We start from the raw sequence: 26,543 nt of genomic DNA, 5'->3' as shown, positions 1-26,543 counted from the left end.
TTCTCTCGATCCAATGAACTGTGCGGGCCATGATGGAGTCAGAACAAATTCGGATTCAAGCCGACTTGCGGGGACTCCTTCAAGGGGATGTGCACTGCGATGCACTCTACACACAGCTCTATGCGAGTGATGCGAGTGTGTATGAAATACTCCCTTTAGGGGTGGTGCGCCCCAGGTCGACGCGCGATGTGGCCGAATTGTTACGCTACTGCCACCAGCACGGGATCCCGGTGTTTCCTCGCGGAGGAGGGAGCGGGCTGGCTGGCCAATCGTTGGGACGTGGGATTGTCGTCGATCTTTCGCGATACATGCGACGGGTCCACGCCCCGCAGGCGGGCACGGTGCGCGTGCAGTGCGGGGTCGTCCAAGCCGACTTGAATCGCTCGATCGGCTACCACAATCTGCTGTTTGGGCCCGACCCGGCGACTCGCAGCGTCTCGTCCATTGGTAGCATGATTTCTGTCGATGCTGCGGGCAGCCACTTTCCGAGATACGGTTCCACCGGCGACTGTGTCGAATCGTTGCAGGTCGTATTGTCCAGTGGCGAAGTCGTGGAATTGGGGCAACACGCCTGGGCCGGCGAAGATGCGGTCGGAACGCGGGAAGGGGCAATTGCACAGCAGGTGGGCTTACTGCTGCAGCAAGGTTCCGCATTATTGCTGCGGCCCCCCTGGGCGGATGTTTCCCGGGGCTGCGGTTATCGCATGGAGAAGGTGCTCGACGGAGATCGAGTCAATTTAGCTCGACTGATGAGCGGCTCCGAGGGAACGTTGGGGATCATTACGGAAGCCACCCTGCGGGTAGATGCGATTCCGGCGGTGCGTGGTTTGCTCCTGCTCTTCTTCGACCGCCTGGATACTGCCGCCAAAGCCGCATTGGACATCGCTCGGGATGACGTGGTCGCCTGCGACCTCATGGACCGACGCTTGCTGGAAATCGCCCGAGAGACGGAATCGGTCTACGCCACGATCATTCCACGCGGTGCCGAAGCGATGTTGTTGGTGGAAATGCAGGGCGATGAGCCTCTCAGTGTTCGCAATCGCCTGATGCAACTCCTGCACCGGTTGCAGAAACGAGGCAAGCCCGTTCTCTCCTATCGATTGACGACCGACGGGCAGGAACGCAATCTCTTGTGGCGCCTGGCCCGCCGCGTAATTCCACGACTTTACCGGCTGAAAGGGAATTTGCGCCCGCTCCCGTTCGTGGAGGACATCTCGGTCCCACCCAAACGACTCCCCGAGTTTTTAAAGACCGTTCAAGACGTTCTGAAGGCGGAACGCGTGACGGCTACCCTGTTTGCTCATGCATTGCATGGGCAGCTCGATGTGCGACCGTTTCTCGATCTTGCCAGTCCCAAAGATCAGATCCGCTTGGCGACTCTCAGTGAGACGCTGTATGAGAAGGTGATGCAGATTGGTGGGTGCGTCTCAGGAGAGCAAGCATTCGGAATTAGCCGCGCTGCCTGGGCGGAAAAGCAACTCGGTCCACGACTGGAGATGTGCCGTAAGATCAAGCAAGTCTTCGATCCGACTGGGATTCTCAATCCCGGTAAATTTCTCAGTCCCACCCCTCCCAAGGTCAATGAGAACTTACGTCCCGTCCCCCTGTTTCGCCAGCGTACCAATTCGATCGTCGTTGGCGGTGAAACATTGCAAGTGGGCAACGCGTTCGAAGCGGCCGCGGCCAGCCTGGGATCGTCCCAAGCCGTCGATGAGCAACTGTTAACCGGGGACTTGAATCGCATTGCCTGGGACGAAACACTTCCCGTGCCTACGCAGGGTACGCAGGTGGAGTCCGCTCAGGTGCAGCTGCCTGTGATCCTCGACTGGAGCCAAGGGGATTCGGTCGGTTACACCGCGCGCTCCTGCAATGGTTGCGGACGTTGTCGGACGAGTGCCGTGGCGGAGCGGATGTGCCCCATGTTCCGCATCCATAAGGGAGAGGAGGCCTCTCCGAGAGCCAAGGCGAACTTGCTGCGAGGCGTGTTGACCGGTTCGCTGGAGCCCGAGCTGCTGGAGAGCCGCGAGCTGAAAGAGATTAGCGATCTGTGCTTCAATTGCCATCAATGTCGGCTGGAGTGCCCCGCATCGGTCAATATTCCCAAGCTGGTGCAAGAGGCAAAGGCGCAGCACGTGGCCAGCCACGGCCTGCCGCTCAGTGACCGCTTGCTGAACCGCGTCGATTTGCTGGCTTCCCTAGGGAGTCGCTTTCCACGCCTAGCCAACTGGGCGCTTGGCAACAAAGCCATGCGGTGGTTGCTCGAAAAAACCTTCGGCATCGCGCACCAACGGAAGCTGCCCAAAGTGACGCGACGCACTTTCCTGCGCTGGGCTGCACGCGAAAAACTAAATCGCAGTGGAAGATCGGCGGGACGAAAAGTCCTCTACTTTGTCGATCAATATGTGAATTGGCACAACCCGATGTTGGGACGAGCTCTGGTGGAAGTGATGCGGCACCAAAATGTCGAAGTCTACATTCCTACCAACCAAACTCCATCCTGGATGGCCATGATTGCTGCCGGCGACATCTCTCGGGCTCGGAAACTGGTACTTACGAATATCAAAGTCCTGTCGGAAGCGGTGCGGCAGGGCTACGATATCATTACCACAGAACCCTCTGCTGCTCTCTGTCTGATCGAAGAATACCGCAATCTTTACCAAAACGAAGATACCGAACTCATCGCCAAAAATACCTACGAGGCGAGTAGCTACCTGTGGCAAATGCACAAGCAAAATCAACTGGAACTTGATTTTCGCCCCATGAATATGAGCATCGTGTACCATCAGCCCTGCCACGCCAAAGTACTCGATGCCGATTCTCCCGCGCTGAACCTTATGAGGCTGGTGCCGGGTTTGCAAATTCAATTTGCTGAACATGGCTGTAGCGGTATGGCGGGAACGTTCGGGTTGCAGCGTAAGAATTTGCGCACCAGCTTGCGAATCGGTCGTGGGCTGGTCAATACCATGAAGGAAACCCATGCTCAGATGGGGACGACGGAATGCACCGCCTGCAAGTTGCAGATGGAATTGCTAACCGACAAACCAACCGTGCATCCGGTGGCTGTGCTGGCCTATGCCTATGGCACGATGCCACAACTAGCAGCATGGTTTTCGTCCCGCAACGAAGGCAATTTGGTGAACTGATTGGGGAACTGAGTTTACAACGTCGGTGATTCACCGTCGCGTCAAGAAATTTCGACTTGCCAGGTGGGGGAAGCCCGCCGCAAGTTCCCTAGAGGCTTGGAGAATGTGCAAATCTGTGTCGATTGAAGTCGAGTTTTACGCGGGAGCAGCAGCGATCGTTGGAGAGCGGAAGATCTGGGTGGAGTTCACACAGCCCGCCAGCGTGAGTGACGTGAGGCGGCAGCTTGTCGAACGCTTCCCCAAACTGCGGAGCCTAGCTGAACAGAGTCGATGGGCCGTCCAAGCCTGTTTTGTCGACGAGGATTACTTGTTGGACAACAACGCGATGGTGGTGATGATTCCACCGGTTAGTGGTGGCTAAGCTAAGATGAAGATGAGATGAACCGGGGAAGAGATGCATTGCAGGGGAATGAGCGGAAGGCAGCTGACGTATTCGATACGCAGCAGAGACTTCCCGCTTGAGTTTGCTGGCATGATTGCTTGAAATTCTATCCCACATCATTTCCCACTCGATCCTGAGCGATCCCAAGACGAGAATTGTTGACGGAAAGCGAAAGCCCGCGGGAATCGGTTGCCAAGGTAGAGGGGAAGACCCATGAGTGTGGATTGCTTTGAACAGAGGAAAGTGAGGCCCATCTAATGGTGGAGTTAACAGAGCTACCAATCGACCTGAATCGCGTTCTGGAATCCATCACGGATCCGGAGTGTGGGGCGGAAGTCTTGTTTGTAGGGACCACCCGCCAGTGGACCGAACGCTTGACCAGCGACGGGGCAGATGAAGTCGAAACGCCAGAGCCCAGCGGGCAGCGGGTCGAGACGGAGGTGTTGGTGTACGAAGCGTACCAGGAAATGGCCCTGAAGCAGTTGCAGGAATTGGAGCAGCAGGCGCGCACGCGTTGGCCACTGCGGCAAGTCACGATCGTGCATCGCTTGGGAAGAGTCGCCCCTAAAGAGGCGAGCGTAGCGGTTGCTGTCAGCAGCCCCCATCGTTCCGAAGCATTTGAGGCAGCTCAGTGGCTCATCGATACGCTGAAGCATGAGGTGCCCATTTGGAAAGAGGAGCACTACGTGCAAAGTGGAGCGACATGGATTCATCCTACTGCTGGGAATTGCAAATGCGCTCCTCAGGAACAGCCTTTACCAATTCCACCTGAATAAGTACCCAGAGATGATCCTAAAACAAAACGATGCTTCAGATTCTGGTGCGGGTAAGGCACTCCTGGCACCCCCTGCCCCCCTCCAGGACAGTTGGGGACGCGTGCATCGCTCGCTGCGCATCAGCGTTACGGACGTGTGCAATATCCGGTGTCAGTATTGCATGCCCGAGACGGGAGTGCAGTTCACCGCTCCTGACCGCTTGCTGTCCTACGACCAAATTGTGCGTTTTGTGGAGGTGGCAGCAGCCGCTGGTATTCAGAAGGTGAGAATCACTGGCGGAGAACCCCTGACGCGGCCCGGACTGGAGCAGCTCATCGCTCGCCTGGCGGAGATCGAGGGGATTCAAGATATCGCCATGACCACCAACGGAATGCTGTTGCCCAAACAACTTCCGGCCCTGGTAGCCGCCGGCTTGCAGCGGTTGAATATTAGCCTCGACACCCTCTCGGCGGAGACTTTTAAACTCATTTCTCGCCGCGACGGACTGCAGCAGGTTTTGGAGGGAATTGATGCTGCTTGCCAAGTGCCCTCATTGGGATTGAAAATCAATTCCTTAGTTTTGCGTGACCTCAATTTGCAGGATGTACTGGAATTGGTTCGCTTCGCGCGTGAGCGGTCAATTGTGATTCGCTTTATTGAGTTCATGCCCTTGGATGGCGGGCGGACTTGGTCCGATGCTCGGATGGTGAGTGGCGCCGAGTTGCGCGAGTTGATCTCGACACATGTGGGAGCTCTGCGACCGGTGGGGCCACGCGATCTAACCCAACCAGCACAAGAGTTTGAATTCGAGAATGGACCGGGGCGCGTCGGGTTTATTGACAGCGTTTCAGCTCCGTTTTGTAGTGGGTGTGACCGGCTGCGTCTTACGGCTGAAGGCAAGTTGCGGAATTGTCTGTTTGGAAAAGAAGAGTGGGATGTGGCCCCCTGGCTAAGTACTGAGACGTTCGATGCGCAGCAAATTCGGAAGCTAATGCAAGATTGTGTGCGAGCTAAATATCAAGCCCACGGAATCGGGACTCCCGGCTTTACCCCACCCGAACGCGCCATGTATCAGATTGGGGGCTAGGCAATGGCAGATCACCCTGAGTCCAACAGGGCTCGCGTCTACCTCGATCATGCCGCCACCTCATGGCCGAAGTTCGAGCCTGGAGTGGCCGCAGCCGAGCGGTATGTGCGTTGCTGTGGAGCAACAGCCGGTCGCGGCGCCTACCACAGTGCACTCGAAGCGGAGCGTTGGGTGCAGGCAGCGCGCAAGGCCCTGGCAAGCTTGATTGGGGCTCCTTCTCTGGATTCGATCGCTCTTTGCACCAGTGGTACCCACGCCTTAAACGCAGGGTTATGGGGCGTTCTCAAGCCGGGCGATCACGTGCTGACCACCGCCATGGAACACAATAGTTTGCTGCGTCCCTTGCACCACTGGAAAGAGTTGCTGGGGATTACGGTCGACATCGTTCCGACTGATGAACGCGGGATCGCCAACCCATTGGCCGCTAGGGATTTCATCACGCCTAAGACCCGGTTGGTGGCCCTGGGGCATGCCTCGAATGTAACTGGCGCAGTCCAGGATTTGGAGGCCTGGAGTCAAGTTGCGCAAGACGCAGCAGCCTTGTTCATGGTCGACGCCTCCCAAACCTTGGGATACCTGCCGATCGATGTTCGCTCCATGAACATTGATGTGTTGGCTGCCGCCGGGCACAAGGGACTGCGAGCGTTGCACGGAACGGGATTTTTGTATGTTGGACATGACTTGCAGGCGGGGTTCCGCCCGCTGCTTTTCGGGGGGACAGGCCGAGCCAGCGAATCGCTGAGCGGTGGGCAATACTGGCCGAATGCGGTAGAAGTAGGTAATCTGAACCTGCCTGGGATCGTGTCGATGGCGGTCGCTGCCGAACACTTCGTCGAGTCCCCCGCCGCAGTTCACCAATGGCAAGCCGTGCATCAACTGCTGCTGCAAGGCCTTCAGGAATTTCCGCAGGTCCATTTGCTGGGCAGGTCTGTGGCGGCGGCGAGTTTGGGCACGCCTGCAGCCAGCTATATCCCCGTGGTGAGTCTGTCCGTGGATGGCTGGGATGTTCATGATTTGGCGAGTGTACTGGATGATGCGTTTGGAATCGAAGTCCGCGCGGGGTGGCATTGTGCGGCACTAGTGCACAAGGGACTTGTGCATGCAGAGCAGCACGCTGCATCGAATTCGGGCACGCTTCGGCTGAGCACAGGCGCTAGCACGACCGTGGAAGAAGTTACAGTTGCGCTTCGCGCGTTTCGAGGAATTTTAAAAGGTGAGTAGAATCGTGGCGGCAAAAGATCCGTGGTACAAGGATGGATTGAGTTTTGAGTGTACGCAATGCGGAGGTTGCTGCTCCGGCGCACCCGGTGCCGTGTGGGTCGACAATCGCGAGGTCAAAGCGATGGCGGACAGACTCGAGATGGAGGAGAGTCAATTTCGGCATCAGTTCGTCCGTTCGATCGAGGGACGCGAGAGTCTCGTGGAGTATCCCGATGGCGATTGTATCTTTTTAGATCCCGAGACACGCGGTTGCTTGGTCTATGAGGTGCGTCCCATCCAGTGCCAGACGTGGCCATTCTGGGATTCCAATCTGAAGAGCAAGAGAGCATGGAACGAGACCTGCCGTATTTGTCCAGGCTCGGGTGTCGGGAAGCTCTACCCGTTGGATAAAATTGAACATGCGCGGCTTCGGCGAGAATTGTAATCTGGCCGCTAGCAGTGCGTTTGAATCTCAACCCACTGCGCCGCGACTCGTCAATTTGAGAGTGGTTTTCGTTCTACCATGAGGGGCGACTCCCAATTGCCTTGTCGTCGCAGGCGGGAAATGCACTCCGCAAAGAGACCTTCGTCGATGGATGCACGTGGGAGCCCTGTGAGAGAGCATGTCGGCAGCGGCATGTTGAAGACCGCTAGGCAGCGCGGCGGTTCCCCTGCTTGTCCTTGATGATTTCTCCTTTTTCGTTCACGTCTTCAAAGCGAACTGCGACCTGTTTGCTCACACCCGATTCTTGCATGGTAACGCCGTAGAGAGTGGTCGAGGCGGTCATGGTCTTCTTGGAGTGGGTTACGATGATGAACTTGGTCCAATCCAGAAACTCGGTAAGAACGCTTACAAAGCGGCCAATGTTGGCTTCGTCAAAGGGGGCGTCAACTTCGTCAAGCACGCAGAATGGACTGGGCCGATACTGGAAAATCGCCAGTAGCAAGGCCACCGCAGTAAGCGCCTTCTCACCGCCACTCAGTAGCGAGTTGGAAAGAGCCGTCTTCCCAGGAGGTGTGGCGATGATGTCGATGCCGCACTCGAGCACATCCTCGCCGGCTTCCAGCACAATATCTGCATTTCCCCCACCGAAGGATTTGCGATACAGTTTTTGAAAGTTCACTCGGATGATCTCAAGCGTTTCCATGAACATCTTCCGCGAATCGGTGTTGATCTTCTGGATGATACGCTGCAAGGATTCTTTGGCGGCCGTCAAATCTTGATATTGACCATGCAGATAGTCGTAACGACTCTGCAGTTCATCGAGTTCGGCTAAGGCTGCCATGTTGATTTCACCCACCGATGAAATGTCTTGTCGAAGCCTGCTGGCTTCCGTATCCATTGCTTGGTGCTCTGATTTGTCTTCGATGAGTTCTGCTGAACTCAGCGTCTCAAAATCGATTTGATAGTCTTCTTCATAGCGTTTGAGAAGCTGTTCGCTCGACTCCGAGCAACGCTCGGCGTCAGTACGACTGGTCTGCAGCTGAGTGGATAGCTTGTCGATCGTGCGGGTGACGTTGTCGAGTTTCTTGGCGGCCGCAGAACGTCGACTTCGTTGGCTGGCAGCCTCGGTAGCTAGCCCGTCCAGCTCACTGTCCTCCGTTTCACTGCGTAAATAGTCATGCGCCAATTGGCTGGTGAGTTCCAGGATGCTCAGTTCGGAATCGAGTTGTTTCTGCCGCAAGCGGGCAAGCTCCGATACCGCTTCCTGGACGGCTTGTGCCCGTTCACGCTGGTTGCGAGCTGTCTGTTCGAAGACTGAGTTGGAGGATGCGAACTTCTGTTCTGACCGAGCAAGTTCGATTCTGGCGGTTGTGAGCTCTTCGGTCGCCGTGGCCAAAGCCTCACCGTGCAGGCGTACCGCATCCTGATGTCCGGCCAGCTCCTGTTCGATCTCCTGGATCTGCTGCTGAGCCGTGTCGACATTCTGTAAGAGTTCATTGATGGTCGGTTCCACTGCGGCACGCTTGGCCTGAAATTCGGTTAGCGTCCGCGATAGTTTGCTGGCGAGCGACTCTAGGTCATCCAGCTTGCCAACTGCATTCTGGGCACTTGCCTGCTGTCTGGCAAACTCCTGCGAGAGGTCCCGAGCCTTGGTTTCCATGGCCTTGACGGTGGGGGCCAGCTTGAGGATGCGTCCGTGAGCCCGCTCGATCTCCCCCTGTGCCTGTTGGTATTGAGCGCGACACTCGACAATTTCATCCTTGGCGTTCTGAATCTCGCTGCGTCGCGAGACAAGGCCGGTGGTGGATTGCAACGCCCCGATGGTGAGAGTGCCATCGGATTCGATCAATTCGCAAGAGGCGGTTACGAAACGCAAGCCTGCACCACGAAAGTGCCCCAAACTCAGAGCCACATCTAGGTTTTCGACCAGCCAGGTCGTGCCGAGTAGATAGCGTATGAGCGGCAGCACATCGCGTTTGCATTTGACCAGCCGATCCGCTCGTCCCAACACTCCCTGCACACCATCAAGCTGGATTTTTTCACCGTACCGCCGAGACGGAAGGCGATCGAGTCGCATCAGACTTAGCCGTCCCGGAACTTGGAGGTTGCCATCGCGTATTGTTTGAAAGAGTTGGCCGTCAGTGAGGACGAGTGAGTTGGCCGAATTGCCTAGCCCGGTGTCTATTAGCGGAGCCAGATTGACATCGACTTCAATCAGATCAGCCACCAGCCCACGTACGGTTTGGAAGGCCGGATCGTCGGATTTCGTGACGAGATCTAAGACGTGGCGAGCGCCCGCGTCGACCCCTTCCAGATGCTGTTGGAGTTGTTCTAGGATGGAGAGTCGTTCACTCGCGCCTTCCAGGCGTCCCTGCAAGACAGCTGCTTGTTCCTGCAGGCTTGAGAGACGCAGTTCGTTTTCTTTCAAGTCGGCCTGGGCGGCGGCCAGTTCCTCTGAGGCACTCGAATTCTGCTCATGGATGGTCTTCAAGCGATAGGCAGCATGTTCCGCCGTTTTTCTAGCAGCCTGTTCGGCTGCCTGATTTTCCGCGATTTGCAATTCGGTGGCAGAGATCGCTTGCGAGAGCTCTCCCAGCAGATTCTTGTGTTGAGCCGCTTCGGCAGTCTTATCTGAGACTTCACGCAAAAGATTAACGTGCTGGACGCGCAGGGCATCTTGCCGCTCAGTGCGTGCGGCGAGTTCTTGTCGGAGATGTGTGGCATGCGCCTCCGCAGCTTGCGCGCGGGACTTGGCTTGCTCGAACTGACTCTGAGCGGTTTGGGCTTCGACGCTCAAGACTTGCAATTCGCTTTGCAAGGCTGTGGCACGCGAGCGCAGAACCGTCAGCTTGGAAGCTTGCCGACTCTGTTCCTCAACATTTTCCTCGATCCGTTGATGCAGCGTTTGTTGCTGGTTCTGACTGACTGCAATTCGCTGCAGAGTGCTTTGCAGCCGCCCCTCAACCTCTTGGCAACGCTGGGCGACGGCATGCAGCTCCATTTCAGCCTGCTGGGCTCCGTCGCGGGCTGCTTCAAGATCGTTTTGGTAGGCTTCGATTTCGAGGACCAACTGCTCCGTCTTGGCGGAGGCGGATTCAAATTTTTCTCGCAGGTTGCTGTATTCGGTCCAGCCGAGTTGCAAGCGGATTTCATTCAATCGCGATGTCATCTCACGATATCGCTGAGCCTTCGTGGCCTGATTTTGCAACGAGCGGAGGCGCGTGTGGACCTCGTCCACGATGTCCTTGAGTCGAACCATATTTTGGTCGACGCGGACGAGTCGGCGGGCCGCTTCCGCTTTCTTTGCGTTGAAGCGGCTGATGCCTGCAGCTTCTTCAAAAATGACACGGCGATCGCGTGGCGAGGCCTGCAGCATTCGATCGACTTTTCCCTGCTCGATCAAGCTGTAGGCATCCACGCCCACACCGGTTCCACGAAACAGGTCCTTGATATCCTTCAAGCGGCACGGTTGACCGTTGATCAGATATTCCCCTTCACCGCTTCGGTACACGCGACGGGTGACTTGCACCTCTTCGGTATCCATTGGAAGCTGATGCTTGGAGTTGTCGAAGACTAGGGTGGCTTCGGCGCTGTTTGAGGGCTTGCGACCGCTGGAGCTCGAGCCCTTGAAAATGACATCGATCATGTCCTTGCCACGGAGAGCCTTGGCACTCTGGGCGCCAAGGACCCATTTAATCGCATCGACTACATTCGACTTCCCCGATCCGTTGGGGCCCACGATGACCGTGATCCCTTCGGGAAAATCGAAGCGAGTTTTATCAGCAAAACTCTTGAAGCCGGCTAGTTCTAGTGCGCTGAGCATGCAATTTCCGAAGCATCGCGAGAAATCGAGATGACGTTGTCAGGAGGCGGCTGAGGAGCATTACCAAGAAAACGGGTTGTACCAAGTCTTGTCCTTGGATGATTGGCGGTCCTCTTCGGTAGACGGTGGCGTGTAGATGAACGTGTCGTCATACAGCTTTTCACCAGGTTCGAGCGTAGCGCTCGTGACGCGATTGTACGAGCGGCCCGCATCGGCGATGGGATTCATGGCCACCGGTTCCGCCATGTAGCCGCTGTCTCGGCACTTTCGAATGATGCTGACCCAATCGCCGTAGGTTCCTCCCACCTCGGCAATACCGATCAGCAAGCTACGGAGATCGGCAGACACTTTGGTACTGCGATCAGCCTTGCCCGGCTCGAAATGATTGACTGAAAACCCGCCCGTGGGTTCGCGACGAATCATCATTCGTGGGTTCACGTACTCGAACTCAGGCAAGGTGAGCTGAGGGGGGGCCCCGAAGAAGGCAATCTCGGGCACGCGCGACAAGCTGACTGCGACCAGCGGTGGGCCTTCCGATGGGATGTCCAGTATCTGCCCCGTTTGTTCGATCGCTTGCGCGGTAACTTGGGGATCGCGTGCGTCTCGATAACGCAACGCACGCACCGCGCCATACCGAGTTTCCGCATCGGCCACGTGCAGTAGCTGGCGCAAGGCTTCCTCGGCATCGAAATGGTCGATGACGGTCAAGCCGGTTAGACTCATGGCGCGAAAGGCAGGTTGCTCCAGGCAGAGTTGCGACAGCGGAGCGATAGCGCGGCGATCGTCCAAGTAGGCCAAGGCATGCGCCGAGTAGAAGCGAATTTCGGGATTGGGGTGGGCAACGGTTTCGGCCAAAATCTCCTTGGCCTCTTCGCCGATGGCCTCGAGCTGCCAGGCTGCTTGACGGACCGTGGTGGGTTCGATCATCTGGCGACGGAGTGTCTGGATCCGCGCGGCGCGCTCTTCGGGGGACTCATTGAAGCCGACGCTTAACACCACGTTGATGAAGTGGTAGGCGTCTAATTCGTAGCGTTTGGGCAATTCCAAACTAATGTGGCTGTCCTCCGTGGGCGTAGCGATGCCAGTCTGCTTGCGGCCGTTGAAGATCGTAAAACGGGTTTGAATCGCCGGCAGGATGGCCGCCATGGTGATAGCATCTGCAAACTCCGGTTCGATGCCAATTCCCAGCTCGCGCCCCTTCAGCATGCGGGCTCCACCGATGATCGTGCCCCGCGTTTGATCCGCTGGCTCGGTACTGCCCGTGATTTCCGCCACCGTGATGATCTGGCCTGATGCGCTCGCGTGCTTGAAGCTCTCGCGAACTTGCCCGCCCAGCCTCTTCATCTCCAGGAGAGGTGTGTCGAGCAACCAGCCGCGTTCTAGCGAGCTTGCTTCGGCGTGTGTCGAGCTTTGAACGATCACATCCAAGACTTCCCCCTTGCGGGCCGCCGGGGGAGCCACCACTGATGCGACCACCATGGCGGTATTGGGATCGTCCAAGAGCGTATTGGGGTTCTCGGTATCGTTGCGACGCATGAAATCCAGCATCTTCTCGCGAGGTGCGCTGGCTTTGACCTTTCCACCGGTCCCCAACAGGGAGGTGACGAGTCCGACGTTCTGCAATGGGGCACCCGTCAAATCGCGTTCAAAACCGATCTCCCGCACGAGGTGCGGGCGTGTCGCATTGGTCAGCGACTCCTTGATGCGATCGCGTTGTAGCTGTGAATCGGATACCGGTTCTTTATGGGCAAACCAAGGCGAAAAACAGCCTGCGCTCAACGGTAGGCCGAGAAGCAGTAAACGCAGTGCAGCCCTACGATTGCAAGTCGCTGGTTGACCCACATGAGGCAATTCTTGTTTTTCGAGCATCCGAAATTCCCTGCATCCCAGTTTGAACTTGCGTCCCGGCAAAACTTGACCCGGAGTTTTCACGTCCCGGCTCAAGCAACGCTTTCCATGCGCATCGCGAGATAACGCGGACATTACAGCTTTAGCGAGCTTGGGGTCAAGTAAGAAAAACCCCCAACTTCACCACGTTCCACCGCGCAGGGCTGGCTCTTCTGGCTTGTAGAATGCACCCAGTTCGTGCAGGGGGTGCGAGCGTCGGCCTAGTGAAATAATGTTGGAAGTCGGAAGTCCGCACTGCTATTAGACCTACGTTCAAAAGCTACCTAAATCCGAGCCTCTCCAGCTTGACTTGGACCCATAGATCGATATCCTTGGGGCTCAGTGGGACGCAATGGAGGAGAGTGGGGACTCAGGAGGAGTTTGACAGTGAAACGGTGTGGGGAATCCTCCCGCACTTCAAAGCTACTTAAACGTAGAGCCTACGCAAATTATGTTGTTGACGGGGAGTTACCGCAGATCGTTGGACGACAAGCTGCGGCTAGCTATTCCCAAACAACTGCGAGATGCGTTGGGGTTTCCGGATAAAAAAGGATTATTCATCGCACCGGGCACCGACCGGTCTTTGGTGATCTACACTGCCGAGGTGATTGAGCAAATTGGCAACACCTTGAGTAAGTTGAGTCCGGTCGCCAAAGAGACTCGCGCCTTCAGTCGCTTGTTTTATGCCCAAGCTCAGCCCGCTGAAATTGATAAACAAGGAAGGTTGCGTATTCCTCCAGAGTTGGCCAAGTTGTCTGATTTGACTGCGGAGGTCGTTGTGGTGGGAGTGCGTGATCGGATTGAACTGTGGGATGCGAATCAATGGGATGCCTTCCTGAGCAGTACTCAGCCGTCTTACGATGAATTGGCAGAGCATGTGTTTCAGGTGGCGAATCCGGTTTCGCCGCAGGCTTAGTGCGTTCACAAATAGTTTTTGACGTTAAGGTTGTACCCCTGGGGAAACGGCGTTGGACCTGGGGCTGGAGAAGATCGCGAACCAACATGGTGAGACCCTGATTCAGCTTGCGGCCACTAGCTGAGTAGCCACAAACGGGGCGAATTCAAAAGGTCTCGTGGGTTTCACCATTTTCTCCCACGGAACGGGAGAAGTTGTGGGGCGCTGGACATTTCTACGACATGTCCAGTGCACTGTTGAGGGTCATATGCGGAGACATGGATGTTTCCGCGACCTGATACAGCATCTCGTCTGCGGCAGTCGATGCCGTCTCTGAGGGGCAGCCCAAGGGTTAGGGGGGGCTTACGGCAAGGTTCCGAGCCCTGGATGCCCGAATCTGGGAACCCCTAGTTGGCTCGTCGAGTGATCGCAGGATAATGAGGAGCTTCCCCCGCTTCTATCTACTTCTGACCTGCACTCAAATCCTATGTCCAATGCTACCGTGCACATACCTGTCTTGCCCAAGGAGATCCTTGAATTGGGAAATCCACTTCCAGGGCAACGTTGGGCGGATGGCACCGCAGGGGGCGGGGGGCATTGTCGATTGCTTGCCCAGCGGGTAGGGGAAACCGGGCAGGTTCTGGCCGTGGATCGTGATCCAGCAGTCATCGAAGCGCTCGCCGGAACGCTGGGGGATAACGTTGTCGCGCGGCATGCCTCCTACGATGACCTGCCCGAAGTGCTCAATGAGCTCGGCGGAGCCAAAGTGCATGGCATTCTGTTGGATCTGGGCCTGAGCAGCGATCAATTGGCAGATCGAGATCGCGGCTTCAGCTTTCAGACCGAAGGCGAGTTGGACATGCGATTTGATCCGACCAGTGGAGAGCCTGCGTGGGAGTGGCTGGCTCGAGTGGACGAAACCACCTTGGCAGACACTATTTACCAGTATGGTGAAGAGCGTTACAGTCGCCGGATTGCGCGACGTATCGTAGACCGTCGACGTGAGGAAACCATTCGAACTGCAGATGCGTTGCGTGACATCATCTACAGCAGCGTTCCGCGCAGTCGCCCCTCTCCACGCGGTGGGCGACGTCACGGAAGAGTCGATCCGGCAACCCGTACTTTTCAAGCCTTGCGAATCGTGGTCAATGACGAATTGGGCATCTTGGAGCGCGCCTTAGAGCGCTTACCCGAGTGTTTGGAGTTGGGCGGGCACCTGTTGATCATCAGCTTTCACTCCTTGGAAGATCGCTTGGTCAAGTACGCGTTTCGCGAAGACCCTCGTTTGGAAGTCGTCACACGCCGACCCGTCCAGGCAGCAGAAAACGAAGTTAACGTGAATCCACGTGCGCGAAGTGCGAAACTGCGAGTGGCGCGGCGAATTACTCCCGTCGTGGAAGCCGATCCATACAATTATGGATTAGTGGTTCGTAACAAGTAAAAACATCGGACTTGCGAATTCTGATCGATTTTCCTAGAAGTGAACGCTTTGTCCTTGATTCACCCTAGGTTTCTTCGCATGAGACGATTTATCTTCCCATACGCTGCACTCTGGCTCATGCTGCTGCTGGCGATGCCCTCCGATTTGCTCGCGCAGGAAAATCGTTACACTTCCCAGCCAGGAGAATTGGTCTTTCCCAGTGTTCCCGAAGCGCCCGGTTTGCTGGCTCCCCCTCCACCCTTGAGTCCTGCTGGGCCGTCAGTCGTCGGGACGCCTAGTGTGTTTGAGCAAGATTCGTCCGGATTCGCTCCAGAGAGACAAGTTGCATGGTACGTCCCCTGGACCTGGTGGCCCATGGATGGATGGAAGAATAGTGCTGAAGTCGGGATCAATGGTTCCGCGGGCAATGCGGAATCGATGAGTTTTCAGACAGGTGCGCGACTCAAACGCAAGACAGATTTTACCAACTTTGACTTTCGAATTTCGCACAATCGGACGAATGCGAGCGGCACCGAGACTCAAAACAATGCATTGATGTATGTCGACTTTGAACGATATTTGGGCAACAGCAAGTGGACCTACTTCGTGAAAAACGGCCTGGAGTACGATGAATTTAAGTCCTTTGACCTCCGCTACAACATCAGCTCGGGTCTGGGCTATAACTTCATCCAAACGGAGGACCTGACCCTGGCGAGTCGATTCGGTGCAGGTGCTTCGCGAGAATTTGGTGGTCCAGACAATAGCTGGGTGCCAGAAGCTCTGTTTGGTGGCGACTACGAGCACCAGCTCACCCAACGCAATAAAGTCATCCTCAAAGTCGACTATTTCCCAGAGTGGGAGAATTTCAGCAACTTTCGACTCGTCTCCGATTTGGCTTGGGAGTACCTGTTAGACGAAGACGGCAACCTGTCGTTCAAACTAGGCGCCGTCGATCGCTATGACAGCACTCCCAATGGTGCCAAGCCGAATGACGTCAACTATTCTGCCCTGCTGCTCTACAAGTTCTAGGCGCGAGTCTGGCCGCGTTCGTTTGTTTCCACTGGCCTCGTGTGGCACTGATGGGCCAGTGGTGTTCGGCAGCTCTTCGCTTGCACGCACCCCAACGTTCGTTGCCCTCTCAGCTCTATAGCTTCCCTCGCTACGTCCAGATATGTTTCCCTGCCTCCACATTGCTGCTGCATATTCGGGCAAACGCTTTCGCAGAAAGCTTGAGACGGGAAGATGAAGACGGGAAGATGAAGACGGGAAGATGAAGACGGGAAGATGAAGACGGGAAGATGAAGACGGGAAGATGAAGACGGCTGGTGGCGTGTCGCTATCGGGCTATCGCTCAGTTCTCCGTGGCAAAGCTGTGGTAAGCCGGAGGCTTCCAGGCCGAGTGTTCTAGGAGCGGGGACTTGTTGCGAAGAGGTGGATCCCCCAGTAGCCCCCAATAGACCACGTTCCCCGGTAAAGCCCGAGGAACGCGTCGAGGGATGGCAGACGCCTGCTTGGGGATTGCCCCAGAGCGGGACGCACAACGGGTGGCTACCCTTGTTTGCGTCCCGTGGGACATGCTATACCAGACCACCGATTTAGTCGGTGGATTCGATTTCAAATCCCAATTGGCCATCCACGCAGTCAATGCGCACTCGCCCCGTTTCAGCGACAGTGCCTTTGAGAAGCTCGGTCGCCAGCGGGTTTTGCACCTCTCGTTGGATGACGCGCTTCAGGGGACGCGCTCCGTAGGCCGGATCGTAGCCCACTTCGGCGATATGCGCGATGGCCGCTGGAGTCACTTCGAGTTCGATCTCGCGGTCAGCCAATTGCTTGCGCAAGTCGTCTAATTGAAGCTCTACGATACGGTGAATTTGACCTGCACCCAAAGGATGGAAGATGATTGTGTCATCGATCCGGTTCAGGAACTCTGGCAGGAAGCGTGAGCGTAGTGCATCTTGCATGGCTTCGGCCAGCTCGTCTTCACTGGCATTTTCGGCAGTCAATTTTTGAATGATTTGGCTGCCGATGTTGCTCGTCATGACAATAACGCAGTTCGAGAAATTTACCGTACGGCCCTGCCCGTCGGTGAGGCGTCCATCATCGAGCACCTGAAGCAAGATGTTGAACACGTCGGGATGGGCTTTCTCCATTTCATCGAGGAGAATGACGCAGTAGGGGCGACGACGCACCGCCTCGGTCAGCTTGCCACCGTCTTCATAGCCGACGTAGCCGGGAGGCGCGCCAATCAAGCGGCTGACCGAATGGCGTTCCATGAATTCGCTCATGTCGATGCGCACCATCGCCTGTTCATCATCAAACATGATTTCTGCGAGGGCTTTGCACAGTTCGGTTTTGCCGACGCCGGTAGGCCCTAAGAATAGGAACGAACCGATGGGACGATCGGCATCTTGCAGTCCGCTACGACTGCGGCGGACCGCATTGGACACCGCTGCAACTGCGGCATCCTGACCGATGAGACGCTGGTGAAGTCGATCTTCCATGACCAGGAGTTTGGCGCGTTCGGTTTCCAACATGCGTGTCACGGGCACCCCGGTCCAATTGCTCACCACTGCCGCAATTTCATCCGCAGTCACTTCGGTTCGCAGCAACTTGGGCTTGTCGGATGGCTGAATGTCATCCCGTCGCTTTTCCGAATCCTGTTCATCGCGCTCAATTTGCTTGGATAGACTCTGACGCTGTTTGTCGAGCTCAAAGAGACGCTGGTAATCGTTCTCTGGAACCTGTCCACCGGCAGATTGGTTTTCACGAATGGTGGTTTCAAGCTGCTGAAATTCGAGTTCAACTTGGTCGAGTTGCTTGCGGATCGATTGCACGTCATTGAGACCGAGCTTCTCTGCATCCCATTGCTCGCGCAAGTTGGCTAACGTGTGTTGGAGTTGCTCCATCTCACTTTCAATTTGTTCGAGCTGCCGCTCGGTGCCTTCATCGGATTCTTCGACGAGTTGCCGTTGAGCCAATTCAAGCTGGCGCAGGCGTCTCTGAACGGCATCGATTTCTGCGGGCACACTTTCGCGCTCCATCGCTAGCCGGCTGGCGGCTTCGTCGATCAAGTCGATAGCCTTGTCGGGCAGGAATCGATCGGTGATGTAGCGGTTGGAAAGATTGGCGGCAGCGACCAAGGCTGAATCCCGAATCTTAATCCCGTGGTGCGATTCATACCTGGACTTCAGGCCTCGCAGGATTTGTACGGTGCTTTCTACCGTCGGCTCGCCCACGTATACCGGTTGGAAACGCCGTTCGAGCGCGGCGTCCTTTTCGATGTACTTGCGGTATTCGTCCAGGGTCGTGGCGCCAATGCATCGCAGGCCGCCGCGAGCCAGCTCGGGCTTGAGCAGATTGGCCGCGTCGCTCCCTCCCTCGGCTGCGCCGGCACCGATCACGGTATGCAATTCGTCGATGAACAAGATCACGGAGCCATCGGCATCCTTAACCTCGCGAATCACCGCTTTAAGCCGCTCTTCGAACTCACCACGAAACTTAGTTCCGGCCACAAGGGCACCCAGGTCCAGAGCCACGATTGACTTGTTCTTCAGGCTTTGAGGCACGTCTCCCTGTACGATGCGGAGTGCCAGTCCCTCGACAATTGCGGTCTTGCCCACACCGGGCTCGCCAATCAGAACGGGATTGTTCTTGGTGCGTCGCGATAGAACTTGAATGACGCGACGGATCTCCTCGTCGCGGCCAATGACGGGATCGATCTTGTTTTCCATCGCTTGTTGGATCAGATCGATACCGTACTTCTCAAGCGCATTGAATTTGCCTTCGGGATTCTGATCGGTCACATGGCTACTTCCACGGAGCGCTTGCAATGCCTTCTGAACGTCCGCTTCGCCGACACCCAGCAGTTGCAACATGTCCTTGGCTTTGCCGGGAGTTGTTACCAAACCAAGCAAGAGGTGTTCGGTGCTGACGTACTCATCCTTGAGCGTTTGAGCTGATTTGGCAGCCGCATCTAGGGTCTTGCGAAGTCCCTCGGCCAATTGCGGCTCACGCCCGCCGCTGACCTTTGGCAAACGCCCCACTTCTTGATTCACTAGTGAATGTAGTTGTTCGACATTGACCCCCAATTTCTTCAGGATGGGGACGACGATGCCCTCTTGGTCTCGAAGTAGCGTTTCAAGGACATGGAGGCTGTCCAAATCTGGATTGCCCAGTTCGGTCGCCTGCGCCTGAGCTGCTGCAATGGCTTCTTGGCTCTTGACTGTCAATTTGTCGAAGCGAAAACTCATGGCGATTTCCTTTCAAACGGTGGGTGCCAAAATGGCGATTAAGTGTTGCACTAACTACTAATGAAAATGGGGTGCCAAGAAGGCACCCCATGGGAGATTTTAAGTGAATTAAGAGGATCGTTTTAAAACCTAATCCTTTTTAACTTCGAATTCTGCATCGATTGCATCGTCGTCTCCAGAGGACTGGTTCTCTCCTCCAGCTTCTGGTGCTCCACCGGTTGCTGCTGCGGCTCCAGCTTTTTCGTAGAGAGTCTTGCTGAACGCTTGGGCGGCCTGTTCGAGTTCGCTGGTGGCGGACTTGATTGCCTCGGCATCTTCGCCAGCGACTGCCTTGTTGACCTTTTCGATCGCGGCATTCATAGGCTCTCGGTCGCCATCGGTCAGTTTGTCCTCATTTTCCTTAATCTGCTTTTCAAGCTGATACACCAAATGCTGTGCCTTATTGCGAGACTCGGCCAGTTCGAATAGGCGACGATCCTCTTCAGCATTTACCTCGGCATCACGTTGCATGTTTTCAATCTCCTCCTTACTCAGGCCTGAAGATTGTTCGATGCGGACAGAGGCTTCTTTACCCGACCCCAAATCCCGAGCCGAGACGCTCAAAATACCGTTTTGATCGATGTCGAATTTGACTTCGATCTGAGGAACTCCGCGGGGAGCCGGTGGGATGCCCTCAAGGTTGAATTCGCCCAGCAAGCGGTTTTGTGCCGCCATCTTTCGTTCGCCTTGGGAGACCCGTACCGTTACGGCCGTTTGATTATCAGCGGCAGTGGAGAACGTATTTTTGCGTTCTGCTGGAATCGTCGTGTTGCGCTCGATGAGCGGGGTCATGACGCCTCCCTCTGTTTCGATGCCCAGGGTTAGTGGGGTGACGTCGAGCAGCAATACGTCCTTGCGATCGCCCGCCAAGACGGAGCCTTGGATGGCAGCACCAATCGCTACGACTTCGTCGGGGTTGACCCCTTGGTGAGGTTCTTTGCCAAAAATCTCTTTGACGATTTCCCGCACCTTGGGGACGCGAGTGGAACCGCCCACCAGTACGATTTCATCGATATCGCCAGGCTTCATCTTGGCGTCTTCGAGCGCCTGTAGGACAGGCTTCTTGCAACGTAGGATGAGAGCGTCGATGAGCTCTTCGAACTTAGCGCGCGTGATCTTCATCTGCAAGTGCTTAGGGCCGCTTGCGTCCGCGGTGATAAACGGAAGGTTGAGATCGGTTTCGGGAACAGAACTGAGTTCCTTCTTGGCCTTTTCGCAAGCTTCTTGGAGACGTTGCAGCGACATCGGTTCGCTACGCAGGTCGATGCCGTGGTCCCGCTTGAACTCGCCCGCTACGTAGGTCACCAACGCCTCGTCGAAATCGTCTCCGCCAAGGTGCGTGTCTCCACTGGTCGAAATCACTTCAAAGACTTTGCTTTGCTGATCTCCATCTCCAGTTGCAGCGACTTCCAAGATGGAAACGTCGAAGGTTCCTCCACCCAAGTCAAAGACGATGATCTTGTGGTCACGCTCTTTGTCGAGGCCGTAGGCCAATGCGGCCGCAGTTGGTTCATTGATGATCCGGGCTACTTCCAGACCAGCAATTTGTCCGGCATCCTTAGTCGCTTGACGCTGAGCGTCATTAAAATACGCCGGTACGGTCACGACCGCTTTGCTAACGCGGTGTCCCAAGTAGGCTTCAGCGGCTTCCTTGAGCTTTCGCAGGATTGTCGCTGAGATCTCTTGCGGGGTGAGTTGCTTGTCGCCAATGCCAATTTTGACATATTCGCTCTCGCCACCGACGATTTCGTAGGGAACGATCTTTTCTTCGGAGTGTACCTCCGCATGCCGTCGTCCCATGAAACGCTTAGCCGAGTAGACCGTACGCTTGGGGTTCGTTACCGCTTGACGCCGTGCCGGTTCACCGACGATGACGTCATCCTTGTCTGTGTAGGCAACGACGCTCGGTGTCAGGCGGTTCCCTTCAGCATTGGGGATTACCTTGACTTCGGAGCCTTCCATGACGGCAACCACCGAGTTGGTTGTGCCGAGGTCGATACCGATAATTTTTTCGCCTTGAGCCACTTTGCGTTCTCCTTCCAAATTCCTAAATTCGATAGAGCAACCACCAGCAAGAGTGCTCAGCGGTCTTATCATTTGTGTGCGTATTACTGCCGTTCGGCCGCTGTGCCGATTTTGCTACGATTGAGTCAATGTCTAGCAACTGCAATCGCTGTGCCAAAATGCGATTGTTGTGCTGCAAAGTTTTGCGATTGACCTCCTAGGCTCGATCTTTCTGGGAGCCAATCGGTCCAATCCTAAAATGTCCGCAGCGGAGTCCGCGCGCCGACAAGCTGGCGTCTTGCTGAGGGAATTGAGGCAGGATAGTGACCTATCCGCACACGTCGCTAAGTGCCAAATTGACAGCTCGCCGACTTGCATGGGGCCTGCCGGCGAAAATCTAGGTGCCCAGGGCTCAGCCAGTACCAGCTAGGCGACTATACTTATCTCCGCACTTTTGTCCTGTTGTCACTGCCTGATCCTCGGAGTCCTCTCCGCTGGTTCGAGTCGTGTATCCGTTATCTCCCCCCTGCCCCGCTCCACACTCGCGCTATGAACACTTCTTCTGATCGTCCTCATCCCCATGGCACTGCGGACGACGCTCTCTTGGAGCTCGATCAACGTTTGCTCCAATTGCTCACCGAGCGGATGGAGATCTGTCGCCAACGGCAGTTAGACAATCCGGGAGTCGTGTTGCCGCAAATCGAAAGCTTGCGGGAATTGGCCGAAGAGGTTGGGCCTGTTAGCCACGTTTCCCCGAAGCGCCTGATGGAATGGTTGATGCATGGCGACAATCTGTGCGTGCATGGGACTCGTCCATGCCAACAGATTGCCTTCCTGGGGCCGATTTACAGCTACAGCTACCTCGCCGCAGTCAAGTTCTTCGGCTTGGGAGCTGACTTTGTGCCGGTAGCGACCATTTCCGGCGCCTTCGCGGAGGTGGCCGGAGGGCATGCCGGACTGGGGGTCGTTCCGATCGAAAATAGCACCGACGGACGCGTGGTTGATACGCTGGGCATGTTTGCCAAGATGCCGGTGGAAATTTGTGGCGAGGTCTTGCTGCCGATTCACCACTTCTTGCTCGGACGCTGTGCCAGGACGGAGATCCATGAGGTGCACAGCAAGCCGCAGGCTCTGTCGCAATGCCGACGCTGGCTGGCAGAGCATCTTCCCGAGGCGCGACTGGTGGAAGTTTCCAGTACGGCGACCGCCGCTGCAACCGCCGCAACCGAACCGGGAGTGGCTGCCATTGCCAGTCGCGAAGCGGGAGTGCACCACGGGCTGCGAGTCATCGAGGCAAACGTCGAAGACCAAAAAGACAATGTGACTCGCTTTGCCATCATCGGGAATCGCCCCAGCCCTCCCACCGGTCGCGACAAAACCTCGCTGATGTTTCAGTTGGAGCATCGCCCCGGAGCGCTGGCTGACGCCATGGTCACGTTTCAGATGGCCGAGGTGAATCTGACGTGGATCGAGTCCTTTCCGCTCCCCAATTGCCCCAACGAATATTTGTTTTTCGTGGAGCTCGAGGGACACCGCGACACCCCGGCTATTGCGCAAGTGCTAGAGAAGCTCAAGCAGCAGACACTCCGTTTGGAGTTGTTGGGCTCGTACGCGAGAGGCGTGGTGGTTTCGTAGGTCGAGCAAGCACAACCCTGTGTTGATTGACGAATTGTAGTGGGGACGGGGAAACGCCGTAAATCGCGCGACGCGTGTCTACAGGCGAGCCGCCATCATTCAACACGGCCAACATTAGACGAAGAGCTTGACGCCATGGCGGTGGAAACGCTCGTTCGATTGCCAAGCATGCTCCGAGAACCCAAGCCGTGCTGAATCCGCCCTGCTGAATCCGCAGTGCTAAAGAAAAAGTATCCCTACCAAGCCGCCTCGAATTACTGCGGCGTCCATAGCGCTTGCAGCTCCGGTGACATGACTTGGATGCAGCCGCTGAGAAGCTCCCGCATTCGTCGGCGTCCAACTCCGCCTCCCTGTTCGATGCGTCGCGCTTCTTGGATCGCTTGCTGTGCTTCTTTCGACTTGTCTTGGCCCAGTTCGATTTCAGCCAGCTCTAGCCAAGCCAGCGCGCGTATGACATCCACATTTTTGGGTTCCTCGGTGATGTCCCGGAGCAATTCGATGGCTTGGGGGCGGGTGTTCGGCGCTTGGCTATAGATGCGCGCCAATTGCAAGGAAGCGAGACTTCCCCAATAGAGATTAATGTCATTCTCGCTGGGGGGAAAGTAGCGTCCTACCGCCAAAAACAGGGCTGCGTTCTTATCAGGGCTTAATAGCGCAGCGTTGTACTGCTCTGCGGGACTTCCCTTGGGATCGATTTCTGGCAGGTTATCGTCCGCAGTGGTGTCAAACAGGTTGGTTTGCTTATAAGCGAGAGCCGCGCCTACGCCAAAGGAGCCCGTGACTGCGACAAGGCCCAATAATGTCATGCCCACGAGCCCGGCGAGGCTCCTGCGCTTCTTGCGCAGCCGAGCTTCGAGTTGCATGGTCGCTTGCATGGGCCCGGTCCCCGAACGCACCGCGGCGCCAGGCAATGGCACTGTTTGTTCTGGCCAGTAAACCGCCAAGTCCCCGTTGCGATGTTGACGCAGGAACTCGAGCGTCTCCATGGGACTGCTGAAGCGGTCTTGCGGCGACTTGGCTAATAGTCGTTCGACGAGTGTCACGAGGGATTCGGGAAGCTCGGTGCGCCATTGACGAATGTCGGGCAAGGGAGCTTGGACGTGTTGCATGGCCAGCGCCAGTGGAGTCTCACCGAGGAACGGTGGACGACCGCAAAGCATATGGTACAGAGTCACCCCCAGCGAATACAAATCGCTCCGCACGTCGACGACTCCCTCCTGAATTTGTTCAGGGCTCATGTACATGGGAGTACCGAGTGTGGTGCCCGCTCGGGTTAGCTGCGGATCGTCGCCCAGCAGAACTCGCGCGAGTCCAAAATCGGCAACTTTCACTTCGCCGTCGATCGTCAGCATGATGTTTTCAGGCTTGATGTCACGATGCACAATCCCGCTGGCAGCCGACTTGCTGAGCGCGGCCAAAACCTGCAGAAGGATGCTCAGCGTTTCGGTAATGGGGAGCTGCCGATCGGTGACGGCCGAAAGCGGAGAACTGGGCACTTCGGGATTCGGTGAGTCCACCGCACGCGGAGCGGCCGTTGAGACACCGGTTCCATCCAAACCGAGCTCGACCGTTTCGCGGATCAAGGTCTGTACCGGCAGAGGCTTGCTGCCCGAAGCAGCGTCTGGGCTTGAAATGTACTGTCGCAAATTGCTTCCGGGAATGTATTCCTGGGCAATATAGCGGTATTGCCCGTCCTTGCCGACATCGTAGACCTGGACGATGTTGGGATGGATCAAGGCGGCAGCGGCACGTGCCTCGAGCATGAAACGCTGTAGATGAACTTCGTCGGCGGCCAGCGATGCCCTTAAAACCTTAATCGCGGCCGGCCGATTGAGTTCTGCGTGCACTCCGTAAAAGACCTCTGCCATGCCGCCACTTCCCAGTTTCCGTTCAATGCGGTACGCACCGATGGAATCCCCTAGGGAGGGACCTATGGCATTCAGGTTTTTGGACGGAAGATCACTACTCATTGGGCTACCGATCCTCGACGGTTGGCGTCGATGCTTTCTCGGCAGCCATGAGCCGCACGAGATCGGTTAGATCGAGCAATTGTTGCGGCGTCAGCTGTTCGGCACGAGTGTTCGCATCGAGTTCCATCTGCGCTAGTACTTGATCGACCTCCGGCTTGGTGAGCACATCTTTGACGGCACTGAATAGTGCCGATCGTAGAAATTTGCGTCGGTGGATGAAAATGCCACGCACCAAGCTATGGAAATGAGCGGGGTCGACGATCCGCTTCCGCATGACTTTTTGGGGCCGGATATCCAGGATGGCAGATTCGACCTTCGGCGGTGGCCAAAATACGCTGGGCGGCATGATCCGCACAATCTCTGCTTGACACTGCGCCTGGATCCAGACGGTCAAGGCGCTGTAATCCTTTGTTCGCGGACGCGCTACGATCCGCTCTGCCAATTCTCGCTGGATGGTCGTTACCATCCGCACCGGCCACGGGTCCATGTCGAGCAAATTGGAAATGATCGGTGTGGCGACGTTGTACGGTAGATTGGCTACCAGTTTAATGCGGCCACCGGGAATTTGTGCAACCTTTTCCCGTAGCGTCTCGATCACTTGAGGGTGCAACTTGTTCTTGCTCTTCAACGCGTCTTGTTCCAAGAGGGTCACGTTATCCAGCGTTTCAAACTCCTCACGAGCTAGGGGGGCTAGGTAGTGGTCGATTTCCACCGTGACAACATGCCCCGCCTCGGCTGCCATGATGGTCGTTAGCGAGCCCATGCCGGTGCCAACTTCCAGGACCACATCTCGTGGCCCCAGCTCAGCCGTCGAGGCGATGAGGTTAACCAAGTTGAGATCGATCAAGAAATTTTGGCCAAAACGTGTCTGCGGTTGAATCCGAGACGACGCGAAGCGCTGCTGTAGGTAGCTAAGTGTTTGACGTTCCGACATTGTTTAATTGAGCGAATTGCCCTGCATAGTGAATTGAAGTTGTCGCTGAACATACTTGGCCAGCAAATCCGTTTCTAGATTGACCCTACTGCCACAAGCCAAGCTGCCCAAGCTGGTTTCTTGAAGGGTGTGAGGGATGAGGGCAACTGAAAATGTCTCTGCGGTGACGTCAACAAGAGTTAAACTCACCCCATCGACAGTGATGGAGGCCTTCGAAGCCATCTGTCTCAAGAGTTCGGGGGGGGATTCAAAGACCATGTCGGACCACTCGGCTTCGTCGCTACGGCTGCGAAGTTTCCCCGTGCCATCCACATGGCCTGTCACCAAGTGCCCCCCCAGTCGGTCTCCCAACGCCAACGCCCGTTCACAGTTTACTTCATCTCCAGGCTGAAAGTGGCGCAGAGTTGTCTTGGAGAGCGTTTCTTCTCCGGCTTGGAACTCCATCTCCGTGCTCGAAAAAGCAACAATGGTTAGACAACAACCTTGGACCGCAATGCTAGCCCCCATGCTGAGATCTTCGAAACTCTCGGGGCGCTGCAACACTAAGCGAATTCCGCCTGTTTCTGGGACGATTCGCAATACGGTGGGTTTCGCTTCGATCAAACCGGAAAACATAGACGCCCGCTCAAACAGAAAACAATTGGAAACTGTGGTTACTCATACTAACTGTGGTT

General features: G+C 56.1%; 18 protein-coding genes. 11 read left to right on the top strand and 7 right to left on the bottom strand.

Going from position 1 to position 26,543, the window contains the following annotated elements; genetic code table 11:
- Positions 1 to 29: 29 nt before the first annotated feature.
- The 6 genes from Q31a_RS22655 to Q31a_RS22630 all read left to right on the top strand — a co-directional run bounded on the left by Q31a_RS22655 (position 30) and on the right by Q31a_RS22630 (position 7,012).
- Positions 30 to 3,143, top strand: a complete 3,114-nt coding sequence (locus Q31a_RS22655; protein WP_145082852.1) for an anaerobic glycerol-3-phosphate dehydrogenase subunit C — start codon at positions 30 to 32, stop codon at positions 3,141 to 3,143.
- A 103-nt stretch (positions 3,144 to 3,246) separates the two neighbouring features.
- Positions 3,247 to 3,504: a MoaD/ThiS family protein gene (locus Q31a_RS22650; RefSeq protein ID WP_145082850.1), complete on the top strand. Its 258-nt coding sequence runs from the start codon at positions 3,247 to 3,249 to the stop codon at positions 3,502 to 3,504.
- Between the two features lie 278 nt (positions 3,505 to 3,782).
- Positions 3,783 to 4,301, top strand: coding sequence for a molybdenum cofactor biosynthesis protein MoaE (locus Q31a_RS22645; protein ID WP_145082848.1), 519 nt, complete (start codon positions 3,783 to 3,785; stop codon positions 4,299 to 4,301).
- Positions 4,302 to 4,311: 10 nt separating this feature from the next.
- A complete protein-coding gene (gene moaA / locus Q31a_RS22640) occupies positions 4,312 to 5,367 on the top strand; it encodes a GTP 3',8-cyclase MoaA (RefSeq protein WP_231690896.1) in 1,056 nt (351 codons plus the stop codon).
- Between the two features lie 3 nt (positions 5,368 to 5,370).
- On the top strand, positions 5,371 to 6,588 hold the full coding sequence (locus tag Q31a_RS22635) for an aminotransferase class V-fold PLP-dependent enzyme (RefSeq protein WP_145082846.1): 1,218 nt from the start codon (positions 5,371 to 5,373) through the stop codon (positions 6,586 to 6,588).
- Entirely contained in the window at positions 6,581 to 7,012 is a 432-nt protein-coding gene (locus Q31a_RS22630) for a YkgJ family cysteine cluster protein (RefSeq protein ID WP_145082844.1), read from the top strand. Before Q31a_RS22635 ends, Q31a_RS22630 begins: the two co-directional genes overlap by 8 nt.
- A 205-nt stretch (positions 7,013 to 7,217) precedes the next feature.
- Here the strand turns inward: Q31a_RS22630 and smc are convergent, their stop codons facing one another.
- A complete protein-coding gene (smc, locus tag Q31a_RS22625) occupies positions 7,218 to 10,835 on the bottom strand; it encodes a chromosome segregation protein SMC (RefSeq protein WP_145082842.1) in 3,618 nt (1,205 codons plus the stop codon).
- A 60-nt stretch (positions 10,836 to 10,895) separates the two neighbouring features.
- Complete coding sequence (locus Q31a_RS22620) at positions 10,896 to 12,704, bottom strand: flagellar basal body P-ring protein FlgI (RefSeq protein ID WP_197355533.1); 1,809 nt, start codon at positions 12,702 to 12,704, stop codon at positions 10,896 to 10,898.
- Between the two features lie 415 nt (positions 12,705 to 13,119).
- Between Q31a_RS22620 and mraZ the strand changes: the two genes are divergently transcribed.
- The 3 genes from mraZ (at position 13,120) to Q31a_RS22605 (ending at position 16,066) form a co-directional block, all read left to right on the top strand.
- Positions 13,120 to 13,638 carry a division/cell wall cluster transcriptional repressor MraZ gene (mraZ, locus tag Q31a_RS22615; protein ID WP_145082838.1) on the top strand — a complete coding sequence of 173 codons (519 nt, stop codon included), beginning with the start codon at positions 13,120 to 13,122 and terminating at the stop codon, positions 13,636 to 13,638.
- A 466-nt stretch (positions 13,639 to 14,104) separates the two neighbouring features.
- Entirely contained in the window at positions 14,105 to 15,058 is a 954-nt protein-coding gene (gene rsmH, locus Q31a_RS22610; RefSeq protein ID WP_145082836.1) for a 16S rRNA (cytosine(1402)-N(4))-methyltransferase RsmH, read from the top strand.
- A gap of 78 nt (positions 15,059 to 15,136) precedes the next feature.
- Entirely contained in the window at positions 15,137 to 16,066 is a 930-nt protein-coding gene (locus tag Q31a_RS22605) for a DUF481 domain-containing protein (protein WP_145082834.1), read from the top strand.
- A gap of 566 nt (positions 16,067 to 16,632) precedes the next feature.
- On the opposite strand, the gene clpB is transcribed toward Q31a_RS22605, so the two are convergent.
- Together clpB and dnaK are read right to left on the bottom strand one after the other, a co-directional pair.
- Positions 16,633 to 19,287 (bottom strand): ATP-dependent chaperone ClpB, encoded by a 2,655-nt coding sequence (clpB, locus tag Q31a_RS22600; RefSeq protein ID WP_145082832.1) that lies wholly within the window; start codon positions 19,285 to 19,287, stop codon positions 16,633 to 16,635.
- 129 nt (positions 19,288 to 19,416) lie between these two features.
- The gene (dnaK, locus tag Q31a_RS22595) at positions 19,417 to 21,351 is read right to left on the bottom strand and encodes a molecular chaperone DnaK (RefSeq protein ID WP_145082830.1); all 1,935 of its coding nucleotides are present in this window, start codon (positions 21,349 to 21,351) and stop codon (positions 19,417 to 19,419) included.
- 169 nt (positions 21,352 to 21,520) lie between these two features.
- On the opposite strand from dnaK, the gene Q31a_RS30970 reads away from it, so the two are divergent.
- Together Q31a_RS30970 and pheA are read left to right on the top strand one after the other, a co-directional pair.
- Positions 21,521 to 21,760: a hypothetical protein gene (locus tag Q31a_RS30970; RefSeq protein WP_231690895.1), complete on the top strand. Its 240-nt coding sequence runs from the start codon at positions 21,521 to 21,523 to the stop codon at positions 21,758 to 21,760.
- Between the two features lie 119 nt (positions 21,761 to 21,879).
- Positions 21,880 to 22,965 carry a prephenate dehydratase gene (pheA, locus tag Q31a_RS22590; protein WP_145082828.1) on the top strand — a complete coding sequence of 362 codons (1,086 nt, stop codon included), beginning with the start codon at positions 21,880 to 21,882 and terminating at the stop codon, positions 22,963 to 22,965.
- A 254-nt stretch (positions 22,966 to 23,219) separates the two neighbouring features.
- Here pheA and Q31a_RS22585 read toward each other — a convergent pair whose 3' ends face one another.
- Genes Q31a_RS22585 through Q31a_RS22575 form a run of 3 tightly spaced genes read right to left on the bottom strand, consistent with a single transcriptional unit; the run spans position 23,220 to position 26,484 of the window.
- A complete protein-coding gene (locus Q31a_RS22585) occupies positions 23,220 to 24,935 on the bottom strand; it encodes a serine/threonine-protein kinase (protein WP_145082826.1) in 1,716 nt (571 codons plus the stop codon).
- Between the two features lie 4 nt (positions 24,936 to 24,939).
- A complete protein-coding gene (rsmA, locus tag Q31a_RS22580) occupies positions 24,940 to 25,869 on the bottom strand; it encodes a 16S rRNA (adenine(1518)-N(6)/adenine(1519)-N(6))-dimethyltransferase RsmA (RefSeq protein WP_145082824.1) in 930 nt (309 codons plus the stop codon).
- 3 nt (positions 25,870 to 25,872) lie between these two features.
- A complete protein-coding gene (locus Q31a_RS22575; protein WP_145082822.1) occupies positions 25,873 to 26,484 on the bottom strand; it encodes a riboflavin synthase in 612 nt (203 codons plus the stop codon).
- Positions 26,485 to 26,543: the final 59 nt, after the last annotated feature.

It is taken from the genome of Aureliella helgolandensis, assembly GCF_007752135.1.
GTDB classification, from domain to species: domain Bacteria; phylum Planctomycetota; class Planctomycetia; order Pirellulales; family Pirellulaceae; genus Aureliella; species Aureliella helgolandensis.
The sequence above is the reverse complement of the archived record's forward strand: the minus strand, read 5'-3'. Positions and strand labels throughout refer to the sequence as shown.